At 69.6% G+C, this 17,622-nt stretch carries 18 protein-coding genes; 11 read left to right on the top strand and 7 right to left on the bottom strand.

Features of this window, described 5'->3' with window-relative positions; translation table 11 throughout:
- Positions 1–28 precede the first annotated feature (28 nt).
- Both P2T62_RS08160 and P2T62_RS08155 read right to left on the bottom strand, forming a co-directional pair.
- Positions 29–994, bottom strand: a complete 966-nt coding sequence (locus P2T62_RS08160) for an isoaspartyl peptidase/L-asparaginase (protein WP_276260902.1) — start codon at positions 992–994, stop codon at positions 29–31.
- Positions 995–1,094: 100 nt separating this feature from the next.
- Positions 1,095–2,060 (bottom strand): transcription initiation factor IIB, encoded by a 966-nt coding sequence (locus P2T62_RS08155; protein WP_276260901.1) that lies wholly within the window; start codon positions 2,058–2,060, stop codon positions 1,095–1,097.
- 139 nt (positions 2,061–2,199) lie between these two features.
- On the opposite strand from P2T62_RS08155, the gene rnhA reads away from it, so the two are divergent.
- The 10 genes from rnhA (at position 2,200) to P2T62_RS08105 (ending at position 11,903) form a co-directional block, all read left to right on the top strand.
- A complete protein-coding gene (rnhA, locus tag P2T62_RS08150; protein WP_276260900.1) occupies positions 2,200–2,793 on the top strand; it encodes a ribonuclease HI in 594 nt (197 codons plus the stop codon).
- On the top strand, positions 2,783–3,433 hold the full coding sequence (locus tag P2T62_RS08145) for a DUF7108 family protein (RefSeq protein WP_276260899.1): 651 nt from the start codon (positions 2,783–2,785) through the stop codon (positions 3,431–3,433). The genes rnhA and P2T62_RS08145 overlap by 11 nt, the downstream gene beginning before the upstream one ends.
- A gap of 102 nt (positions 3,434–3,535) precedes the next feature.
- Positions 3,536–4,069, top strand: a complete 534-nt coding sequence (locus tag P2T62_RS08140; protein WP_276260898.1) for an inorganic diphosphatase — start codon at positions 3,536–3,538, stop codon at positions 4,067–4,069.
- Between the two features lie 451 nt (positions 4,070–4,520).
- Positions 4,521–4,673 (top strand): hypothetical protein, encoded by a 153-nt coding sequence (locus tag P2T62_RS08135; protein ID WP_276260897.1) that lies wholly within the window; start codon positions 4,521–4,523, stop codon positions 4,671–4,673.
- 102 nt (positions 4,674–4,775) lie between these two features.
- Positions 4,776–6,137: an alkaline phosphatase family protein gene (locus tag P2T62_RS08130; protein WP_276260896.1), complete on the top strand. Its 1,362-nt coding sequence runs from the start codon at positions 4,776–4,778 to the stop codon at positions 6,135–6,137.
- A gap of 70 nt (positions 6,138–6,207) precedes the next feature.
- Entirely contained in the window at positions 6,208–6,609 is a 402-nt protein-coding gene (locus P2T62_RS08125; RefSeq protein ID WP_276260895.1) for a hypothetical protein, read from the top strand.
- The gene (locus P2T62_RS08120) at positions 6,606–7,025 is read left to right on the top strand and encodes a DUF7311 family protein (protein WP_276260894.1); all 420 of its coding nucleotides are present in this window, start codon (positions 6,606–6,608) and stop codon (positions 7,023–7,025) included. The genes P2T62_RS08125 and P2T62_RS08120 overlap by 4 nt, the downstream gene beginning before the upstream one ends.
- A gap of 26 nt (positions 7,026–7,051) precedes the next feature.
- Entirely contained in the window at positions 7,052–8,989 is a 1,938-nt protein-coding gene (locus tag P2T62_RS08115) for an ATPase, T2SS/T4P/T4SS family (RefSeq protein WP_276260893.1), read from the top strand.
- Complete coding sequence (locus P2T62_RS08110; RefSeq protein WP_276260892.1) at positions 8,986–10,521, top strand: type II secretion system protein; 1,536 nt, start codon at positions 8,986–8,988, stop codon at positions 10,519–10,521. Before P2T62_RS08115 ends, P2T62_RS08110 begins: the two co-directional genes overlap by 4 nt.
- Positions 10,522–10,595: 74 nt before the next feature.
- On the top strand, positions 10,596–11,903 hold the full coding sequence (locus tag P2T62_RS08105) for an NAD(P)/FAD-dependent oxidoreductase (RefSeq protein WP_276260891.1): 1,308 nt from the start codon (positions 10,596–10,598) through the stop codon (positions 11,901–11,903).
- Positions 11,904–12,028: 125 nt separating this feature from the next.
- Here P2T62_RS08105 and P2T62_RS08100 read toward each other — a convergent pair whose 3' ends face one another.
- From P2T62_RS08100 to P2T62_RS08090, 3 genes are read right to left on the bottom strand one after another with little or no spacing between them, the layout of a single operon-like run.
- Positions 12,029–13,255 (bottom strand): CBS domain-containing protein, encoded by a 1,227-nt coding sequence (locus P2T62_RS08100; protein WP_276260890.1) that lies wholly within the window; start codon positions 13,253–13,255, stop codon positions 12,029–12,031.
- 60 nt (positions 13,256–13,315) lie between these two features.
- Positions 13,316–13,474, bottom strand: coding sequence for a hypothetical protein (locus P2T62_RS08095; protein WP_276260889.1), 159 nt, complete (start codon positions 13,472–13,474; stop codon positions 13,316–13,318).
- A 59-nt stretch (positions 13,475–13,533) separates the two neighbouring features.
- Entirely contained in the window at positions 13,534–14,298 is a 765-nt protein-coding gene (locus tag P2T62_RS08090; protein ID WP_276260888.1) for a competence/damage-inducible protein A, read from the bottom strand.
- Positions 14,299–14,781: 483 nt separating this feature from the next.
- On the opposite strand from P2T62_RS08090, the gene P2T62_RS08085 reads away from it, so the two are divergent.
- Positions 14,782–15,237 carry a DUF5814 domain-containing protein gene (locus P2T62_RS08085; RefSeq protein ID WP_276260887.1) on the top strand — a complete coding sequence of 152 codons (456 nt, stop codon included), beginning with the start codon at positions 14,782–14,784 and terminating at the stop codon, positions 15,235–15,237.
- A 196-nt stretch (positions 15,238–15,433) separates the two neighbouring features.
- Here the strand turns inward: P2T62_RS08085 and P2T62_RS08080 are convergent, their stop codons facing one another.
- Both P2T62_RS08080 and P2T62_RS08075 read right to left on the bottom strand, forming a co-directional pair.
- Entirely contained in the window at positions 15,434–16,234 is an 801-nt protein-coding gene (locus P2T62_RS08080) for an ABC transporter permease (protein ID WP_276260886.1), read from the bottom strand.
- Positions 16,231–17,202, bottom strand: a complete 972-nt coding sequence (locus P2T62_RS08075; protein ID WP_276260885.1) for an ABC transporter ATP-binding protein — start codon at positions 17,200–17,202, stop codon at positions 16,231–16,233. Before P2T62_RS08075 ends, P2T62_RS08080 begins: the two co-directional genes overlap by 4 nt.
- Positions 17,203–17,622 lie beyond the last annotated feature (420 nt).

Raw genomic sequence — 17,622 nt, 5'->3', positions numbered from 1 at the left:
GGGTCGCTAGCCGCCCCGACGACGGCCCTCAACCCCCGTCGCCGCTATCGGCACGGGCCACCGCGGTCTGCATCGCGTCGCTGTTGTACGCCTCGCCGACGCCGCCGCGGTTGTCGAGGACGATGATCCCCGCCTCGGCGCCGGTGTAGTCGGCCAGCTCCTCGACGGCGAGGTCGGCCGCGTCGGCCGCGTCCCGCCCCATCTCCAGGTGCGCGACCGCCCGGCGGGCCATCGTCACCCGCGCGATGTCCTCGCCCGCGCCCGTCGCCGAGGCGCCGCCGGCCCGGGAGCAGTAGAACCCACAGCCGACCTGTGGCACGTCGCCCACCCGCCCGGCGAGTGCGGCCCACCGGCCGCCGGTCGAGGTGGCGGCCGCGAAGCGGTCGTGGTCGCGCGCGACCGCACCGACGGTGTCGTGGTCGCGGCCGTCCGCGTGGTCCCGGGCATCATCCCTGTCCGAGCCCGCCTCGCTCGCGTCCGGGACGGCGGTCCCCGCGTCGTCCCGGCCGAACTGCCGGTCCACCCAGGCGAGGTGATCCTGGGCGGGGCCGGTCGCGGGCGGCGCGGCCTCGTCCATCCCCGCCCACCGCTCCCGGGTCGCGTCGGTCCAGAGGTCGACCCCGGTCTCGACGCCGAAGTCGTCGGCGAGGTCGACTGCGTGGACGCCCGCGACCTGCACGTGGGGCGTCTCCTCGGCCACGACCCGCGCCACCTCGGCGGCGTCACGGACCCCGGGCATCGCGCAGGCCGCGCCGACCTCGCGGTCGTCGGTCATCAGGCCCGCATCGGTCCGGGGGATGCCGTCGGACTGGACGGCCGAGCCGACGCCGGCGTTGAACCGCTCGTCGCGCTCGAGGACGGTGACCGCGGCGACGACGGCCTCGGTCGGGGTGGCCGCCTCGCTCCCGGACACGGCTGCCTCGTCGAGGACGCGCTGGCGGTCGTCGGGTTCGTCGGCCGGACTCCCCGCGCCGCCGTGGACGATGACCTGCATGTCGTGTCGACCTACTCGGTGTCGGTGGTTAGGTCTGTGGTCCGGCGGCGCTGGCGCTCCTCACCCCAGAACACGGCAGCAGTGCTGACGGATACCCGGCTCAGGCAGCGAGCCCCATCGCCTCGATCTGCTCCTGATAGCGGTTGCGGATGGTGACCTCCGTCACCTGTGCCACGTCGGCCACCTCGCGCTGGGTCTTCTTCTCGTTGCAGAGCAGCGAGGCGGCGTAGATGGCAGCAGCGGCGTAGCCCGTCGGGGACTTGCCCGAGAGGAGGCCCTGCTCGGCGGTCTCGGTGATGATCTCCTCGGCCTTCCCCTTGACCTCCTCGGAGAGTTCGAGCTCCGAGCAGAACCGCGGGACGTACTGCTTGGGGTCGACCGGCTCCATCTCCAGCCCGAGCTCCTGTGAGATGTATCGGTAGGTGCGGCCGATCTCCTTGCGCTCGACGCGGGAGACGTCGCTGATCTCCTCGAGCGAGCGCGGGATGCCCTCCTGTCGGCAGGCGGCGTACAGTACGGCCGTCGCGACGCCCTCGATGGAGCGGCCACGGATGAGGTCGTCGTCGAGGCAGCGCCGGTAGGTGACCGAGGCGACCTCGCGGACGGAGCGTGGGACGCCCAGCGCGCTCGCCATCCGGTCGACCTCGCTCAGGGCGAACTGGAGGTTACGCTCGCCGGCGTCCTTCGTCCGGATGCGCTCCTGCCACTTCCGGAGCCGGTTCATCTGGGAGCGCTTCTCCGAGGAGATAGAGCGCCCGTAGGCGTCCTTGTTCTTCCAGTCGATCTGCGTGGTCAGCCCCTTGTCGTGCATCGTCTGCGTCGTCGGCGCGCCGACGCGGGACTTCTGCTGACGCTCGGAGTGGTTGAACGCGCGCCACTCCGGCCCGGGATCGATCTGGTCCTCCTCGATGACCAGGCCGCAGTCCTCGCAGATGAGTTCCCCGCGGTCGGCGCTCTTGACGACACTCTCGGACGAACACTCGGGACAGGTCCGCGTCCCCTCTGACTCCGTTTGCTCCCCCTCGTCGGCGCGGCTGCGCTCGCGCTGCCGTGTGGGCCGTGACATCGCGGTTAATCTTTGGCACAGGGATACAACATAAATCCCGCGGCTATTCCCGGTTGGCGTAACTGAAACCACTAGCCGTCGCGGGCGCCGGGCGACACCCACCGGAACCGATAAGTACGCCGTTCGGGCACCTCGGACCATGCCCGTTGTCGAGTGCGACCCGTCGGAGGCCCGCGAGCGGCTGGCGGCAGCCGGCGTCACTGTCGCGTCGGGGAACACCGAGCACGAACTGTGGCGGGCCGAACACGGCGGCGCGACCGCCGTCGCCTACGACGGGAAGGTGGTCGTCCAGGGTGGCTCCCCCCAGCGGCTGGTCGGGCTCCTGCGCGGGAGCGGCGGCCGCGCGCACGTCTACTTCGACGGCGCCTGCCGGGGGAATCCGGGCCCCGCAGCCCTCGGCTACGCCATCGTCACCGGCGACGGCATCGCGGCCGAGGGCGGCGAGACCATCGGCCGCGCGACGAACAACCAGGCCGAGTACCACGCCCTCGTCCGGGCGCTGGAGGTGGCCGCCGACTTCGGCTTCGACGAGGTCCACGTCCGCGGGGACTCGGAACTCATCGTCAAGCAGGTGAAGGGTGCGTGGAACACGAACGACCCCGAACTGCGCGAACTGCGGGTGCGGGCGCGGGAGTTGCTCGACCGGTTCGACGAGTGGACGCTGGAGCACGTTCCGCGGGAGATAAACGAGCGTGCCGACAAGTTGGCGAACGAAGCACTCGATGACGCCTGAGGACAGCCACACCGGCGGAGCCGAGCGAGCGGACGACCCGGGCGGCGCGACCAGCGACGGAGCCACTCACGGGAACGGGGAGGACGCTTCGGCGGGGGGTGAGGAACTCCCCCGCGAGGTCGTCGACGAGGCCGAGCGACTGACCCGGCTCGAACGTGACGCCGTCGACGGGAACGAGGCCGCGGCCTACCGGGAGCGGCGGGACGACCTGCTCGCCGGCCACGGGTACACGTCGCGCATCCGCGGCGAGAACACCGAGGAGACGCTCGTCTTGCACCCCTCGGAGTGGGTCGTGGACGGGAGCGTCCACCCGGACCGCATCGAGGATATCGACCGCGGTATCGAGATCCCGCTGGAGGGCGCGGGCGACGCGGACGACTGGGACGCCGTCGACGAGCACAACGCCTCGGTCGCCGAGCGGGTGGCCGACGCCCACGGCGAGGTCCACGGGGCGAACGCGCGGGCGTTCGCGACCTTCATGAGCAACCACTACGCCCGCCCGGTCGAGGAGGCGACCGGACGGATGCGCGAGGAGTTCCTGACCGAGTACTTTCCCCGGAACGCCTGGCCGGACGAGGCCCAGCGCGCCGCCGTCGAGGAGTCCCTGGAGCTGGTGGTGGCGGCTGCCGACGAGACGTGAGGCAGTTCACGGGCCGGCACCGTCCGTGACACCGCTCGCAACCCGGGAGCCCCGTCGGCGGGAAACAGAAACGCCTTATGACGCCCGTCCGGACCCGGGCGCATGGCCAACCTGTGGGAAGACCTCGAGACCGGCCCGAATCCACCGGAAGAGATCTACGCAGTCGTGGAGTGTCTGAAGGGTGAGCGCAACAAGTACGAGTACGACAAGGACATCCCCGGTGTCGTCCTCGACCGTGTCCTCCACTCGAACGTCCACTACCCCTCCGACTACGGCTTCATCCCGCAGTCGTACTACGACGACGAGGACCCCTTCGACGTGCTCGTCCTCGTCGAGGACCAGACGTTCCCGGGCTGTGTCATCGAGGCCCGTCCGGTCGCGCTGATGAAGATGGACGACGACGGCGAGCAGGACGACAAGGTCATCGCCGTCCCCTCGGAGGACCCCCGCTACGACCACATCGAGGACCTCGAGGACATCACGCAGCAGCAGCTCGACGAGATCGACGAGTTCTTCGCGACCTACAAGAACCTGGAGGAGGGCAAGGAGGTCGAGACGCTGGGCTGGGAGGACAAGCAGGCCGCCCACGACGCCATCGAGCACGCCCAGGACCTCTACGACGAGAAGTTCGACTAGTTTTCCGGTTAGTTGGATATTTTGATTTCTTTGACATATTTTTGCCATATATACAGAAATCCCCCACATATATCGCACATTCACTTCGAGCCTCGTGGCTAATTAGCAGGGGGCTGGTGGACTACGGAACCCTCGCGTTTTCACACGACAACACCGACGACGGAGACACCTACGAAGCCCTCGCGCTCTCGACCATCCGGGAGTCGTTGCGCTCCTCACTCGCTCCCTGCGGTCGCTCGTTGCGGTGCTTGCTTCCTCCGGGATGGGTCGAGAACGCTCGCCCTTCGGTACCGCATCCACGGCGGGCGGTCGCACCGGGTCGAGCGTGAGCCCGGCCGACCCAGGGAGCGGCAACGGTTGCCGCCAGTACAACTGACGGTAATCTGCCGGCAGGCGGTAATGAGTTATGCACATGAGTAATTATATGCGTGTTCGGGCCGACCCTTCGGACATGGCGACCCGAGAGTCAGGCGGTGTCGGGATGAACCACCTCACCGTCGTTCCGGAGAACCTCGAGATCGAGCCGGCCGTCGAGGAGGAGCGGGCGGCGGCAGACGACGACCGCGAGCGCGCGACCGGGGCCGACGACGGCGACGCGGCCTGAGCCGCGGCGGTCGCGACCCCGGGGAGCGTTGCCGCTACCCCGGAGGCCGTGCGTTCGGCGGCGAAACGAAGCTTCTTGTAGCCCGACGCCGGCCAAGCGGGTATGGGTCTGTTCGACCGACTGCGCGGAGACGACGGGCCGCGCGTCGCCTTCTTCGGTATCGACGGGGTTCCGTATAGCCTCATCACGGACAACCCCGACACCTTCCCGAACCTGACGGAGCTGGCGGCCGAGGGGAGTGCCGGGGCCATCGACAGCATCGTCCCGCCGGAGTCCAGCGCCTGCTGGCCCGCGCTCACGACGGGCGTCAACCCCGGCGAGACCGGAGTGTACGGCTTCCAGGACCGCGAGAACGGCTCGTACGACACCTACGTCCCGATGGGCCGTGACGTGCGTGCCACGCGCATCTGGGACCGCGTCGAGAACGCCGACCGTCGGGCGTCCGTGCTGAACGTCCCCGTCACGTTCCCGCCCCAGCGCGACATCCAGCGGATGGTGAGCGGCTTCCTCTCGCCCGGCGTCGAGAAGGCCGCCTACCCCGACGACCTCCGCGAGTACCTGGAGGCCAACGATTACCGCATCGACGTGAACGCCAAGCTCGGCCACCAGGACGACAAGGCCGAGTTCATGGAGGACGCCCACCGGACCATCGACGCCCGGTTCGAAGCGTTCAAGCACTACATCGCCGAGGACGACTGGGACCTCTTCTTCGGCGTCTTCATGACGACCGACCGGGTCAACCACTTCCTCTTCGGCGACTACGAGGCCGGCGAGGAGGCCTCCCCGGAGGACTTCGAGTACTTCCTGGAGTTCTACGAGAAGGTCGACCGCTATCTCGGCGAGCTCCGCGGGATGTTGGACGAGGACACGACCATGATGGTCGCCTCCGACCACGGGTTCACGACGCTCGACTACGAGGTTCACTGCAACGCCTGGCTCGAGGAGGAGGGCTGGCTCGAGTACGACACCGACGACCACGACGAACTCGGCGACATCTCCGAGGAGGCGCGGGCCTACTCGCTCATCCCCGGGCGCTTCTACCTCAACCTGGAGGGTCGCGAGCCGAACGGCGGCGTGCCACAGGACGAGTACGAGGCGACCCGTGCCGAACTGAAGGAGGCGCTCGAGAACCTGACCGGGCCGAACGGCGAGCCGGTCGCCGACCGTGTCGTCACGAAGGAGGAGGCCTATCGGGGCGCCCACGACGACATCGCGCCCGACCTGACGGTGGTCCCGAACCACGGGTTCGACCTCAAGTCCGGCTTCAAGGGCCACGAGGAGGTCTTCGACACCGGCCCGCGCAACGGGATGCACTCGTTCGACAACGCCTGCCTGTTCGTCGACGACCCGGACTGCCCCGTCGAGGACGCCGACCTGTTCGACATCGGCCCGACGGTGCTGGACCTGATGGACATCGACTACAACCGACCGGAGTTCGACGGCCGCAGCCTCGTCCAGCAGTAACGCGCGACCCGGTCCCCTCGCGCTCTCCGACACCCGTAATCTGAAGTGCGATACCGGGAGCAACGGCCCCATGCCGACCCCGGACACCGAGACGCTGGCCGCCCGCCTCCGCGCGGTCGAGCGCGCCCTGACCGACGACGACGCCGTGCTCGACCCACCGAAGGCCAGCATCACCGGCGCGGAACCGGACCTGGAGACCACCGCGTCCGGCGAATCAGGCCCCGACCCGGATGTGAACGACCGACTCTGTCGCCTGGAGGCCGCCGTCCAGGCACTCCACGCCGCACTCGAGGCGCACGACGGCAGTTCCGGATCCGGACCGGAGCGTACGGACCAGTCGAGCACCGACACCCATCGTCCGGACGCGACTCGGGAGGCCGCCACCGGAGGCCCCATCGAGCTTCCCAGGGACCCCGACCAGGACCCCCGAGAGCCGTCGACGAGCTGGCCGGACGACCTCGCCGCCGAATGACCGGCGCGCTGCGCGTGGTGCTCGCGGTGCTGCTCACGGCGGCGCTCCTCGGTACCGGGCTCCCGGCCGCCGAACGGGCCGGGGAGACCCGGACCGCGACCCGACTCGACGGGACGGCGGCGCGACTCGCGACCGCGGCGGCGCGACTCGCGGCACGCAACGATCCGACGCGGAGCGGCGCCGCCCGACGGACCATCCGCCTCCGTGTGCCGCCGGATGGCCGCCTGCGTATCGGCCACGACACGCTGGCGTGGCGAGTGGACGATGGGGCGTGGCACCGGCAGCGCCCCTCGCCGGACCTCGTGGCCGAACACGGCCGTCTCACGCTCGCTCCGGGGCACCATCGACTCCGGCTGTCGCTCCGGCTCCGGTACGGGACGGCGGTCGTCGGCGTGACCCCGCTCCCCGGAGATTGAAACCCGAAGCCGGGACCATCCACCCCATGCTGGACGACCTGGCGTCGCTGCTCGGTGACGACGGCCCGGAGGAACTCGACGGGTGTGGCTGCGACCCGGAGCTGGCCGGGGGAAGCGGCCCCCGACGCACGGGCACGGGTGGCGAGGTGCTCCGCGTGGACGCGTCGAACTGTCCGGGGGAGGGCCGGCTCGAGGACGACCCGGACTGTCGCGCGACCGCCGTCGACGCGGTCGCTGGCGGGGACGTGCGGGCCATCCGAACCCAGGCCGAGGGCATCGCCCGGTGGTACGAGGGGCGGGGGGTCGCCCTGCTCGTCGCCGCCGGACGGTTCGCCGAGACGGTACGGACGCGTGACCCGGCACTCGCCAACAGGGCACGACGCGACCCACTGGAGGTGGCAGCCGAGGCCGCCGGCCGCTCGGGGCCAGTGAGCCGTGCCGCCGCCGAGAGCGGCCTGCTCGCAGTCGCCGAGGACGCCCCCGACACCCTGCTCGAGCCGCTCGTCGGCCCCAGCATCACGCGGTCGCTCGCCACACGGGCGCCGCCCGAGGCGGGTGTGCTCGCGGACCGCTACGAACTGGACACCGGAGCCGTCGTCCGCCTCTACGACCAGCCCGGGACCGACGTGCCGCGTCGCTACCACGTCGAGCCGCCGGCGCTCCGGTTCTCCGCGGACACCCTCGCCGTCCTGTCGGCGGCACGGGAGCTGCTGGAGGCCGAGGCCGAGGGGCCGACTGCCGCCGTGGAGACCGCGCTGGATCGGGCCACCGAGAGCGGCGCCACTGGCGCGCCACAGGTCGAGACGGGGACGGCCACGCTCGCGACGGCGCTCGAGAAGCACACACGCGCGACCGGAATCCTCGTCGACCTGTTCAGCGACCCGGCCGTCTCCGACGTCTTCGCCACCGCACCTGTCGTCGAGACACCGCTCCGGGTCCGGCGCGACGACGAGACGATGACCACGAACCTCCGGTTGACCCGGGCGGGGGCGGCGGTCCTGGCCGGCCGGTTCCGACGGGAGTCCGGGCGGGCGTTCGCCCGGGCCTCGCCGACGCTGGCCGCGACGATGACCATCGCCGGGCGCCGCATCAGGGTCTCGGGGGTCACCGGACCCGTCAGCGACGGGCACGCGTTCGCGCTGCGGGCCCACGACCGGGAGGCGTGGCGACTCCGCGACCTCGTGGCAAACGGGACCGTTCCGCCCCCCGTCGCGGGGCTGCTCTCGCTCGCCGTCGAGCGGGGGGTGGCCTGCCTCGTCACCGGCGAGCGCGGCGCGGGGAAGACGACGCTGCTGGGTGCGCTGCTGTGGGAGCTCCCGGCCACGGCCCGGACCGTCGTCGTGGAGGACACTCCGGAACTCCCGACGGCGGCCCTCCGCGAGGCCGGGCGTGACGTACAGACCCTGCGCGTCGGGGAGGGCGGCGAGGCGGGGAGCGAGGTGACGGCGGCCGAGGCACTCCGGACGGCACTCCGACTCGGCGAGAGTGCGCTCGTCGTCGGGGAGATACGGGGGGAGGAGGCCGCCGTACTGTACGAGGCGATGCGTGTCGGCGCCGGCGGCGCGGCCGTCCTCGGGACCGTCCACGGTGACGGGGCCGCGACCGTCCGCGAGCGGATGGTCTCGGACCTGGGCGTCCCGGAGTCGTCGTTCGCCGACACGGACCTGCTCGTGACCGTCGGCGCCCGCGAGACGGCCGGGAATCGGGAGCGGCAGGTCCGACGGGTGGAGGAGGTCCGCCGAACCGACGACGGCGCGGCCTTCGAACCGCTGTACGAGTCCGTTGACGGCTCGCTCACCGCCACGGAACGGCTCGAATCGGGCACCAGCACGCTCGTCGAGGGCCTGCGAACCCCGGCGGAATCCTACCGGGAGACGCTCGCGGCCGCCACCGAGCGCGGCGAGACGCTGGCCGAGGACTCGGCTGCGAACCCGCCATCCAGCCCGACGGAGGGGAGACAGTGACCGACGGTTCGTGGTCTCGTCGGCTGCTCCACCGGGCCCTCCGACGGACGGGGCTGCAGACCCACCTGCGGGCGGCCCGGGCCGCCGGGACCGTGCCACGGCTGGTCGGGCGGATGGCTCTCCGGGCGCGTACCGAGCCGACCCCGGAGGCCGTAGCGGCGGCCGGCGCGGACGGTGACGGCCCGCTCGCTGACCGGCTGGCGACACACGTCCGGCAGGCACGGGGCCGTGGGGAGTCTGGCCTGGAGTCCTTCGCTGCGGCGACGGCCGACGACCACCCACATCTGGCGCGGGCCGTCCGACAGGTCGGAGCCGCCACCGGCGCTCCGGCCGGGGAGCGCCGGCGGCGACTGGAACGCGCGACCGAGACGGCCATGCAGGGCGTCGAGGACCGGAGCGCGGCCGCCGCATCGGCACTCGACGGTCCCGTGACGGCGGTGTACGCGTTCGGCGTGTTGCTCCCGCTCGCACTCGTCGGCGTCCTCCCGGCCGCCGCGACCGCCGGCGTCCCCGGTGGGGTCCTGCTCGCGACCGTCGTGGTCGGCTACGACCTCCTCCTGCCCGGTGCGCTCCTCGGGGCGGCCGGCTGGCTGCTGGCACGCCGACCGGTCGCCTTCCCGCGCGAGCCGGTCCCGGCATCACATCCAGCACGCCACGACGGACCGTGGAGAGCCATCGCTGTGGGTGCCGGTGCCGGCGTCCTCGCGGGGGCGGTCGTCGGACTGCTCCCACCAGTTCCGGGATGGGCGGCACCGGTCGCGGCGGCCGGGGTTGCCGGCAGCGGCCTCGCGGTGCACTGCCGTCCGGCGGTCACGGTCAGGGAGCGTGCCGCGGCGATGGAGCGGGCGCTCCCGGACGCGCTGGTCGCGGTCGGCCGCGAGGTCGCCGCCGGGGTCGCGGTCGAGCGGGCCATCGCTGAGGCTGCCGACTCCCTCGGCGAGCCCGCCGGCGGGGCCTTCGAGGTGGCAACCGAACGCGGCCGGCGGCTCGGTTGCGGCGTCGAAACAGCGTTCCTCGGCCCCGGTGGCCCCGTCGCGAACCTGCCGAGCCCTCGCCTCGCTCGGGCGGTCGGGACCCTCGCGCAGGCCGGACGGATCGGGCCGCCGGCGGGCAGCCTGCTCGTCGCGACGGGCGAGCACCTCGACCAGCTCCGGCGGCTGGCCGAGCGGACCCGGCGGGAGACCGCACGCCTGACCGCCACGCTCGCCAACACGGCCGCGGTGTTCGGGCCGCTCGTGGGCGGCACGACCGTCGCGCTCGCGGCCGGAACCGCCCGCCGGGCGGGCGGGGCGGCGGGAACGACGCTGACGAATCGCGGGGCGCCGGGGCTCGGGACCACTCTCCCGGTGGCCGACCTCGGCCTGGCGGTCGGCGGGTACGTCCTCGTGCTGGCGGCCCTCCTGACGGCGCTCGCGACGGGGCTGCGGTACGGGATGGACCGCGCCAGGATCGGCTACCGGGTCGGGCTGGCGCTGCCACTCGCGGCGACGGTGTTCTGCCTGGCACTCGTCGCCGGGTCGGCGGTGGTGTGAGCCTCGCACGGCCCACGGCCTGGCGATGGGGGCCATCCACAAGCGCCTTACAGGGCGCCGCCGGACCACGACTCATGATCGGCATCGTCGGTGGCGGGATGGCCGGGCTGGCCGCCGCCCACCGGCTGCAGCAGCGCGGCCACGAGGTCCAGGTGTTCGAGGCGAGCGACGACCTCGGGGGACTGGCTGCGACCTACGAGACGCGTGGCGACCCCATCGAGAAGTTCTACCACCACCTCTCGAAATCGGAGGAGACCATCGTCGAACTCGCCGAGGAGCTCGGCCTGGGCGACGAGGTGGAGTGGCGCGTCGGGAAGAACGCGTACTACGTCGATGGCGTCGTCCATCCGCTGGACACGCCCGGTGAGATCCTGGCCTACCCCCACCTCTCGCTGTACGACAAGTTCCGGCTCGGGATGCTCACCCTGGAGGTGGACGTCCGCGGCGGCGTCCCCGCCTTCGACACGTACGACGACCTCGCGGACTTCGAGGACGTCCCCATCCGCGAGTTCCTGCTGGAGCACACCACACGCGGCGTGTACGAGTTCTTCTTCGAGCCGCTGCTGGACGCGAAGTTCGGGTCGCGCAAGGAGGACGTGAGCGCGGCGTGGCTGCTGGGACGAATCAAGTTCCGCGGCGAGCGCGACCTCCGGCGCGGCGAGATACTCGGCTACCTCGACGGCGGCTTCGCCCAACTGCTCGACGCGCTCGTCGCCGACGTCGGCCGCGAACACATCGAGACGGACGCCCGCGTCACGGGCATCCAGCACGGTGACGCCGTCGAATCCGTGACCGTCGAGCAGGACGGGACGACGACCGACCACGACGTGGATGCGCTGGTGGTGGCGACGATGCCCCACCTCCTCGAACGGTGGGTCGGCTACGAGTGCGACATCGACTTCCAGGGCTCGGTCTGTGCGGTACTGGGGATGGACGAGCCCCTGATGGACACCTACTGGCTCAACATCGCCGACGACGCACCCTTCGGCGCGCTCATCGAGCACACGAACTTCGTGCCCGCGGAGCGCTACGGCGGCGAACACCTGCTGTACGCCGCCAGTTACGTCCAGGACCTGGACGAGGCCCTCTGGGAGATGGACGACGGCGAGGTCCGGGAGCACTGGCTCACGGGCATCGAGGACCTGTTCCCCGACTTCGACCGGTCGTCCGTGGAGTGGATGGAGGTCGGCCGCAATCCCCGGACGGCCCCGGTGTACGAGCGCGGCTACCTGGAGAAGGTGGTTCCGTACGACCTCGGCGAGGACGTGGCCGAGGGCCTCTACTACGCCGGGATGGCCTCGCGGGCGCAGTACCCCGAGCGCTCGCTGAACGGGGCCATCGTGGCGGGCTACGAGTGCGCCGACCGTATCGACGGGTTGTAGCTACGACGGAGACGACGACCGAACCGCTACCGGAACTCACCACGCACACCGACCACACTCCAGAAGCACCGACATCACCCCCGGCGTCCCGGGAGTTGTGCACGAATCCCCAGCGCCCCAGGTTATCACACGTCCCGCGTCTGGTCGCCCTCCGTCTCCCGCCGCAGCGACGGCGCGCCGGACTCCCCACCGGAGGACTGGATGATATCGAGTGCCGTCATCAGGTCCGTCCGGGAGATGAGCCCCGTGAACGACCCCTCCTCCCCCTCGCCGTCAGCCCGGATGACGACGAGGCGGCCGACGCCGTGCTCCTGCATCCGGGAGAACGCCTCCATCGCGTCTGCGTCGGCGTCGATGGTGTGCAGGTCCCGCGACATCACCTCCTCGACGCGGTAGGCATCACGCTCGACCTCGTTCACCGCGCGGGCGTCCTCCAGCGTGACCATGCCGACCAGCCGCCCGTTCTCGGTCACGGGGAATCCCGTGTGGCGGGTGCGGAACATCCGATCGACGAGGTCGGCGACCGAGGTTCTCGCGTCGACCGTCTCCACCTCCTCGACCGGCGTCATCACGTCGCTGACCGAGACCCCCTCGAACGCGGCCCGGAGCATCGTCTGCTGGGCCTCCGAGGAGGCGCCCATGTAGATGAAGAAGGCGATGGCGACCAGATAGAGGTTGATGCCGCTACCACCGAACAGCGCGAAGAAGCCCAGCAGGAAGGCGAACGCCTTCCCGACGGTCGCGGCCCGGCGGGTCGCCACGGCGTAGGGCTGGTTCCGGGCCCACAGCGCACGCAGGACCCGACCCCCGTCCATCGGGAACCCGGGCAGCATGTTGAAGATCGCGAGCGCGACGTTCGTCAGGGCGAGGTAGCCCAGCAGGAACGCGATGGCAGCGGTCGCGACCCCGCCGCTACCGGGGACGAGGCGGAAGCCGACGAAGAACGCGACCCCGAGCAGGACGCTCACGATGGGGCCGGCGATGGCGATGTACAGCTCCTGTCGCCAGTCGTCGGGGAAGCGCGAGAGCTGGGCGACGCCGCCGAACAGCCAGAGCTTGATGGAGGCGATCTCCACGTCGTAGCGCATCGCCACCACGCTGTGACCGAGTTCGTGGAGCAACACGCTGGCGAACAGGGCGATGGCGGCGGCGGTCCCGATACCGAACGCGACCGCCGGCTCGCCCGTCAGTGGCGCCGCGGCGATGCCCGCACCGAACACGTCGTTGAGGATGCCGACCCACTCGCCGACCTGCGACCCGATGACGTACGCGAACACCGGGAGGATCAGCAGGAAGGTCAGATCCAGCTCGATCGGGATGCCGAAGATGCTCCCGATCCGGTAGCTTGGCATACCGCCGCTAGACCACCGAGGGGCTTGAAGCCACGGCTATCGTGGATCGCCGGGGGCCGCTCACTCGCGCACGAGCGGCGACCGGAGCCGGTCCCGGCCGTCATCGCTACCGGCGGCCGGGAGGGACGGCCGGGACAGGGTCGAGAGGACGGTGACGACGACCAGCGCGGTCCGGAGCGGGGTGGCTCGGACCGCGGCCCGGAGACGGCTGCCGTCCATTCGATTCGACCGGAGGCCCGACCGGTTTCATGGGTCCCGTGCGTGGTGGATGGGCACGCTCACCCCGAGTCGTCCTCGCCGACGGCCTCTCCGACCTGTGTGTCGGCGTCCGGGTCGACCAGGCGGACCTCCTCGCGGAGCCACGCGGTGGCCTCGTCGAGCTTCCCGGGGTCCTCGCTCCGGAGCTTCAGCCGGTTGTGGCCCGCCGCGCGGTCGGGGTAGCAGCCGACCAGCACACCGAACCGGTTCCGGACGGCGTCGAGCCGCTCGATGAGGTTGGCCTCCGGCTCGCTCGTGTACAGGACCCGGGAGTCGACATCGCCTGCGAACTCGTCGGCGACGCCCTCGAACATCCGTTGCATCTCCCCCGGAATGCCGGGGAAGACGTAGACGTTCTCGACGACGGCGCCCGGCGAGAGGCCCGCGTCGTTGATGAGTGGCCGCGCCCCGGCCGGGATGGAGGCCTCGGCCTCGATGTCGACGTTCAGGTCCGGGTACGAGTCCGTGATGGCTTTCAGCGTCCGTTCGAGGTCCGCGCGGGCGAGGTCGTTCTCCTCGAGCGACCGGTCGAAGGCCGCGGCGACGGCGTCCATCGTCAGGTCGTCCGGTGTCCCGCCGAGACCGCCCGTCACGACGACGGCATCGTAGCGGTCGGCGTACTCCCGGACGGCGTCGGCGATGGCGCCTTCGACGTCGGGTACGGTGAGGACCCGCTTGACTGCGACCCCGCGCTCGGTCAGCTCGCGGGCCAGCCACGTCGCGTTCGTGTTCTCCGTGTCGCCCGCGAGGAGTTCGTCACCGACGGTGACCAGCGCTGCGTCCATACCGCACGGGAGACACGGCGCGGGCATAAGTCGGGCGGGACGGCCATCGGGTCCGGACGTACACGCCACTGCACCGTCGCCCCCAGCGAGACGGGGCTCGGGACGCCGACTGAACGTTCCCGGTGGCCCTGAACGTGGCCTCGTTCCTGAATCCGCGGTGCCCCGACGTCACGGCACCTCACACGGGAGTTCTACGGGCCGGCGAGCCCAGGACGGAGGGAAAATGATACAATACACCACACAACCGGATAGACGCCCGTATAAAGAATTTATCCAGTATATAAGTGAGAAGTCCGGGTGCGAGAATCGAACCCGCTTCCCAGGCACCACAAGCCTGGAGGATACCAATACCCCAACCCGGACACGCAACTCCTCGTAATCCAGCGGCGGGAATATACGTTACGCCTTCCCCGTCCCCCGACACACCGACACACACCGGACACCGCGGCGCTTTAGCCGCTCGGCCCACAAGCACGCACAAGCGTGGCCATCACGGACAAGATATACGTCAAGAACCACCGGCAGCTCGCCTCCCAGCTGGAGACGAACTTCCCGAAGGGGGCGTTCTCGGGGGCGACGCTGGACATCCTGTTCCAGGGCGAGGGCCTGGCCAACCTCGACGAGGCGACGCAGGACCGGGTGCTGGACTTCGCCGAGGACTTCCTCGACTGCGACTGCCAGTCGAACCCCCACTGTGGCCACCCCGAGGAGAAGTTCATCTCCTACCTGCTCGACCTCCGGGCGCAGGGGCTCGGCCCCGAGGCCATCGTGGACGTGATGAGCGACGACTACCTCGTCTACGCCTACCCCGGCGACATCCTGAGCTTCCTCGACGACGGCATCCGCACCCTGGAGGCGGCCGAGCAACTGGCGGACGTGGACGGGCAGCGAGAGCAGGCCGAGGCGATCCGGCGGCGACGGAAGGATCTGAGTGGGTGAGTCCCCTCGACGGGAGGATCGCAGACCCGGGCAGGGTGTCGAAATCCGTCAGAGATGACCTCTCTTGTCGGCGGTGCTGGATACAGCGCGCGTATTCAGCACGGTTGGTGTTCCGATTGTGTACGAGGTCGAACGGGAATAGAGGTGGTCCCCGGTCCGGAGGCGGAAACGAGAGCTGTCGGCCCGACTCAGCGTGCTACACGTCTGCCGTCACGAACTGTTGGTATCCGAACACCAGTGGAGCCACGACCCACAGAAGCAAGACCAGACCCATCGCCCCCGATCGGAGCAACGGTGTCGACGCAGCCATCCCGTATATCGCCTCCCCGTCTCCGATAGCCTGAGCGTAGGCACCGAACGGACTCAGGGTACCGACGAAGTGGACGAGCGTATCCGAGAGTGTGATTCCTGAAAGCGACTCGAAGACATCGGCGAGAACGGTTGCCGCCTGCGGCCAGGCGAGAGTCGCGACGAATGCAGCGACGCCAAGGGAGAGACTCCGTAACTGCGTCCGAGACGTTGTCGATGCAGCGACGCCAAGGGAGACGTACGCTGTCGCCATCAACGGGGTGAACAGGAGAAACCCTCCCAGCCGTCCGAGGGCCATCGGCAACGAGAGGACGATCATCAGGGCGACAGCGACGGAGAGGCCGACCAGAAGAGCGAACTGGACGAGCAGGAGTCTCGCGGCGAACGTCCCGAAGAAGACATCCGCTTGCGCCGTCGGCGACCCGAGAACGAGCCGGAGTCGGCCCGACTCGCGGTTACCCGATATCGCCGCTGCGGATCCGAGGATGGCGACGATCGGGACGACGCCGCTGACGACGAGCCACATCGAGAGAAGGACGAACCGGGCAGTGAGGGTGTCGTTCGAGAGGACGAACGAGAGTCCGACTCCCGCGAGCGGTGCTAAACCGAGGGCGGCGAAGACGGTGCGACCAACCTTCGACCGACGTGTGAGAAGGAGGTCATGTACAAGATAATCGACGAAGGTCATGTCCTCCTCCCCCTGGCCGCCTCATCGCTGGATTGGCGCTCTGTCTCCCGGTCGGAGTCAGTGTACGCATCGAACACGTGTTCGAGCGATGTAGACTCCACGTCGAAATCGAGCACCGGAACCGACCGGTGGAGCGTCTGGATGGCTTCCGCCTTCGCGCTCGACTCCTCGCAAGCGACAACGACTTCGTCATCGGTTACGGATACCGGCACGGTACCCGACTGAGCGGAGAGTCTATCGACGACGTGGGATGGGGGCTCTTCCGCGACACGCATTCGAAGGCGCGTGTCGGAAGGCGCCCTCTCCCGAAGGGAATCGATGGTATCGACAGCGACCAGCCGGCCTTGGTTCATGATGCCCACTCGATCACAGACGGCTTCGACCTCTGCGAGGTGATGACTCGAGAAGAACACCGTCGTTCCGTCAGACGCCTTGTCACGGACGATGTCACGGACGGTAGCGACGCCATCGGGGTCGAGTCCCGATGTCGGCTCGTCTAGGACGAGCAGGTCCGGCTCACAGACGAGCGCCATCCCAAGGGCGAGTCGCTGACACATCCCCTTCGAGTACTCACCGGCAACTCGGTCTCGGTCCGCTTCGTTGATGCCGACGAGATCGAATACACGGTCGGGATCGTCGTCATTCCCTTTCAGCCGACGCATCGACCGGAGGTGTTCCCGACCGGTCAGCTCGGGGAAGACAGCGTAATCATCGGGCAGTATCCCGACATCGCGGCGGAGTTCGTCGGCATCGTCCCGGATGTCGGTTCCAAGGACCCACCCACTTCCGGCTGTCGGGGCCGTGAATCCGACCAACAGGTCGATAGTCGTCGATTTTCCGGCTCCATTGGGGCCGAGGAAACCAAACACCTCGCCAGATCGAACCGTCAACTCCAGGTCATCGACGGCAGTGACTCCGCCGTAGGACTTCGTCAGTGAGTCCGTTCGAATCGCAGATGGAGGGCACACGGGCGCCACACAAACGCTACAGGCATGAATGCGTCGGACCATGCCACTGTGTTTCGGGGCTCTACCTGTTCGTTGACCGGCGCCGAACATCCGGGCCAGTTGTTTGCGTATACAGAAGGTTAGCGACGAGTTCTACCTGGGTTAGCTCCCGCTTGTAGCGGTCCAAGTCGCACTCGCTTCGACAGCGTTCTCGAATGTGAGTCGTGCCACTTCGGGCGGGGAATCCTCTCCGCCAGCAGGGAGGTACTGGAACCGTATCGCATCCCCGGTTGAGCCGAGTTGCGCAACAAGCGTGACGATTTCTCCCTGCTCGGCAGTGATGAACTCACGATGAACGGCCATCGTACCGGTAGCGACCTCGGTATCAACTGGTCGCATCGATCTACTTTCGTTTCTACCGAGACTACCACAGGGTTGTTC

Origin of the sequence: Haloglomus litoreum (assembly GCF_029338515.1) — an archaeon.
GTDB classification, from domain to species: domain Archaea; phylum Halobacteriota; class Halobacteria; order Halobacteriales; family Haloarculaceae; genus Haloglomus; species Haloglomus litoreum.
Note: the sequence above shows the minus strand (reverse complement) of the source record. Positions and strands in the feature narration are given on the sequence as shown.

What these genes read in the sequence shown, in the direction of transcription:
- P2T62_RS08160 (WP_276260902.1), bottom strand. Translation starts at nt 994, where the DNA reads ATGCAGGTCATCGTCCACGGCGGCGCGGGGAGTCCGGCCGACGAACCC.
- P2T62_RS08155 (WP_276260901.1), bottom strand. Translation starts at nt 2,060, where the DNA reads ATGTCACGGCCCACACGGCAGCGCGAGCGCAGCCGCGCCGACGAGGGG.
- rnhA (WP_276260900.1), top strand. Translation starts at nt 2,200, where the DNA reads ATGCCCGTTGTCGAGTGCGACCCGTCGGAGGCCCGCGAGCGGCTGGCG.
- P2T62_RS08145 (WP_276260899.1), top strand. Translation starts at nt 2,783, where the DNA reads ATGACGCCTGAGGACAGCCACACCGGCGGAGCCGAGCGAGCGGACGAC.
- P2T62_RS08140 (WP_276260898.1), top strand. Translation starts at nt 3,536, where the DNA reads ATGGCCAACCTGTGGGAAGACCTCGAGACCGGCCCGAATCCACCGGAA.
- P2T62_RS08135 (WP_276260897.1), top strand. Translation starts at nt 4,521, where the DNA reads ATGGCGACCCGAGAGTCAGGCGGTGTCGGGATGAACCACCTCACCGTC.
- P2T62_RS08130 (WP_276260896.1), top strand. Translation starts at nt 4,776, where the DNA reads ATGGGTCTGTTCGACCGACTGCGCGGAGACGACGGGCCGCGCGTCGCC.
- P2T62_RS08125 (WP_276260895.1), top strand. Translation starts at nt 6,208, where the DNA reads ATGCCGACCCCGGACACCGAGACGCTGGCCGCCCGCCTCCGCGCGGTC.
- P2T62_RS08120 (WP_276260894.1), top strand. Translation starts at nt 6,606, where the DNA reads ATGACCGGCGCGCTGCGCGTGGTGCTCGCGGTGCTGCTCACGGCGGCG.
- P2T62_RS08115 (WP_276260893.1), top strand. Translation starts at nt 7,052, where the DNA reads ATGCTGGACGACCTGGCGTCGCTGCTCGGTGACGACGGCCCGGAGGAA.
- P2T62_RS08105 (WP_276260891.1), top strand. Translation starts at nt 10,596, where the DNA reads ATGATCGGCATCGTCGGTGGCGGGATGGCCGGGCTGGCCGCCGCCCAC.
- P2T62_RS08100 (WP_276260890.1), bottom strand. Translation starts at nt 13,255, where the DNA reads ATGCCAAGCTACCGGATCGGGAGCATCTTCGGCATCCCGATCGAGCTG.
- P2T62_RS08095 (WP_276260889.1), bottom strand. Translation starts at nt 13,474, where the DNA reads ATGGACGGCAGCCGTCTCCGGGCCGCGGTCCGAGCCACCCCGCTCCGG.
- P2T62_RS08090 (WP_276260888.1), bottom strand. Translation starts at nt 14,298, where the DNA reads ATGGACGCAGCGCTGGTCACCGTCGGTGACGAACTCCTCGCGGGCGAC.
- P2T62_RS08080 (WP_276260886.1), bottom strand. Translation starts at nt 16,234, where the DNA reads ATGACCTTCGTCGATTATCTTGTACATGACCTCCTTCTCACACGTCGG.